Source organism: Acidimicrobiales bacterium (assembly GCA_036491125.1).
GTDB lineage: Bacteria > Actinomycetota > Acidimicrobiia > Acidimicrobiales > AC-9 > AC-9.
Map to the genome: position 1 here is coordinate 1 of DASXCO010000120.1, position 2,715 is coordinate 2,715.

The window sequence follows — 2,715 nt, forward strand, 5'->3', positions numbered from 1 at the left end:
GTCGCCGCGCTCCGGGCGCTGGTCGATCCGTCGTGGTTGCCGAATATCTACCTCCCCTACGACAGGTTGCTGGACGCCGGCCGGGTCGTTCGAGATCGCGCCGCAGTGGTCGACCCCAAGCGAGTCGTGACGGCGTCCGGCGAGGAGATCTTCGCCGACTACGTCGTGTTGGCGACGGGGTCGAGCTACCCGTTCCCGGCGAAGACCGACCTGGTCGACACCGCGGCTGCTCATGACCAGGTTGGGGCGGCACATCGTGCCCTGTCCGGGGCGGGCCGCGTCCTGTTGTTGGGCGCCGGTCCCGTCGGGATCGAGTTGGCGGGCGAGATCCGGTACACCTGGCCGGAGAAGTCGATCATCCTGTTGGACGTGTCCGGCGAGGTGCTGAGCGGCCCCTTCAAGCCGGAGCTCAAGGCCGAGCTCAGACGCCAGCTGGATGAGGCCGGCGTCGAGGTGGTGCTCGGGAGCCCCCTGCTCGAGCCACCGCCGACCGCGGCGGGCGAACCGGGGACCTTCACAGTGACGACCGACGCGGGCCGCGAGATCACCGCCGACATGTGGTTCCGTTGCTTCGGCGTCGTGCCGAGCAGCGACTACCTGGGAGACGACCTGGTCCAAGCTCGTCGCCCCGACGGCTACGTCGAGGTTGGACCCACGCTCCAGGTCGTCGGCCAGGACACGGTCTTCGCGCTCGGCGACCTGTCGACCGCCGACGCCAAGATGGCCGGGTTCGCCACACGCCAGGCGCAGACTGTGGCAGCCAACATCACCGCTCTCGAGAGTGGTTCGGAGCTCGTCGCCTACGAGTCGATCGGTCCAGGCATCGCGGTCCCGATCGGACCCGAGGGCGGTGCCGGTCAGTTCCCGGGCCAGGACGAGATCGTCGGTCCAGACGTCATCGCCGAGGTCAAAGGGCGGGACATGATGGTGGACCGGTTCGCCGCGCTCTTCGGCCTGGCCGTCGCCGCGACCGACTGACCCTCGTGTGCACGGACACGGCGCCTACACCGGCGGCAAGCTGGCTAACGACTCGGGAGTGATCGCGGAAGCCCGAACCACGGGAGCACACTGTTCTCGAAGCGGGTCATTGCACAGATCCGGTCGCCGGTAAGGGTCAGGACGAACAGGCCGGTCCCGTGGCGGAAGCCGGTAGGGGCGCGCAGGTAGGCTCCGAACGCCGGTTGACCATTTGCCCGCGTCGGCACGAGGTCGAACCTTCGCCCCGAGCCGAAGATGCTGGCGCAGAAGCGGGCCACGGCGGCTCGGCCCTCGTACTCGAAGGGCATCGGTGGCATCGACGTGAAAACGTCGTCTGTCAGGAGGGCCACGAGCGCGTCGAGATCGGCGGACTCCCACGCGCGTACGAACTTCGCCACGATCGCATCCTCGGAGGGCGAGTAGAAGGCGGGAGGCCGTTGGTGATCGGCGACCGGGGGCCGGCGGCGCTGCAGGCTGGCGCGCGCCCGTTTGAGCGCGCTGTTGACCGATTCGACGGTCGAGTCCAGCATGTCGGCCACCTCGTTCGCGTGGAATCCGAGGACGTCGCGTAGGACGAGCACCGCGACCTGGCGAGGCGGCAGGGCCTGAAGGGCGGTCACGAAGGCCAGAGAGATGGATTCGTTCTGCTCGCAGCGCGCCTCCGGGCCGAGCGGCACGTCGAGGGCGCTCTCGAGGAGGGCGTCGGGATACGGCTCGAGCCAGAGGACCTCGCCGAGCCGGGTCGGCTCGGGCGGTTCAACCCTGGGCACGTCCCACTCCTTGGCCGGGCGTCTGTTGGCCAACCGACGCGCGTTGAGACACCGGTTGGTGGCGATCTTGTAGAGCCAGGTCCGGAGCGAGGCCCGTCCCTCGAACCCTCCGAAGCTCTGCCAGGCGGCTAGCAGCGTCTCCTGGAGGGCGTCCTCGGCATCCTGGAAGGATCCGAGCATCCGGTAGCAGTGCACCTGGAGCTCGCGGCGGTGCGGCTCGGTGAGCTGCCGGAACGCGTCGCCATCCCCCGTCCGTGCCCTGGAGATCAAGTCGGCCGTCACCACCGTGGCTTCTCCTTCGTCCTGCGCCTTGTCGGACTTCCACCCTGGTACAGACACCGGCCGAGGCGCGAACTGGGCGGTCGTTCGGCGCCCATTTTCCCGATGCCGCGGTGCCTACACCAGTGGTCACTGAACAACGCCAACGAAGGAGAGCCGAAAATGGGAAAGATCGTGATGAGCGGCCCTCAAAACGTCTCGCTCGACGGAGTGATCCAGGACCCGGACGGTGACGAGGGCTTCAGGCTTGGCGGCTGGTTCGGCCAATTTGGGGGCAAGGACCTCGAAGAGTGGGCCAAGGTCGCGCTCGACGAGGCGCTGGGCGCCGAAGCATGGCTGCTGGGTCGCCGAAGCTACGAGTATTTCGGGGTGCGGTGGCGACCCCGGAGTGGCGAGCTTGCGGACAGGTTGCACAGCATGCCCAAGTACGTCGTGTCCTCGACTCTCGTAGATCCGGACTGGAACAACTCGAGGGTCCTGAAGGGTGACGTGGTGGACGAGGTCACGAAGCTGAAGCAGGAGCTCGACGGGGAGATCGTCGTCCCTGCCAGCTATCAGCTGGGGCGCACTCTGATCAAGCACGACCTGGTCGACGAGCTGCGGCTAGTCGTGTTCCCGGTCGTGCTCGGGGCCGGCGAGCGCCTCTTCGGCGAGACCGGGGAGAAGAAGCCCATGCGCCTCGTCGACA

The 2,715-nt window shown here is 67.8% G+C and carries 3 protein-coding genes; 2 read left to right on the plus strand and 1 reads right to left on the minus strand.

The window, feature by feature from the left end:
• Positions 1–978, plus strand: a 978-nt coding sequence (locus VGF64_10250; protein ID HEY1635130.1) for an FAD-dependent oxidoreductase, incomplete at its 5' end; no start/stop codon positions are given.
• Between the two features lie 44 nt (positions 979–1,022).
• Here VGF64_10250 and VGF64_10255 read toward each other — a convergent pair.
• Positions 1,023–2,030, minus strand: coding sequence for a sigma-70 family RNA polymerase sigma factor (locus VGF64_10255; GenBank protein ID HEY1635131.1), 1,008 nt, complete (start codon positions 2,028–2,030; stop codon positions 1,023–1,025).
• A gap of 159 nt (positions 2,031–2,189) precedes the next feature.
• Between VGF64_10255 and VGF64_10260 the strand changes: the two genes are divergently transcribed.
• Positions 2,190–2,715, plus strand: a 526-nt coding sequence (locus tag VGF64_10260; GenBank protein ID HEY1635132.1) for a dihydrofolate reductase family protein, incomplete at its 3' end; no start/stop codon positions are given.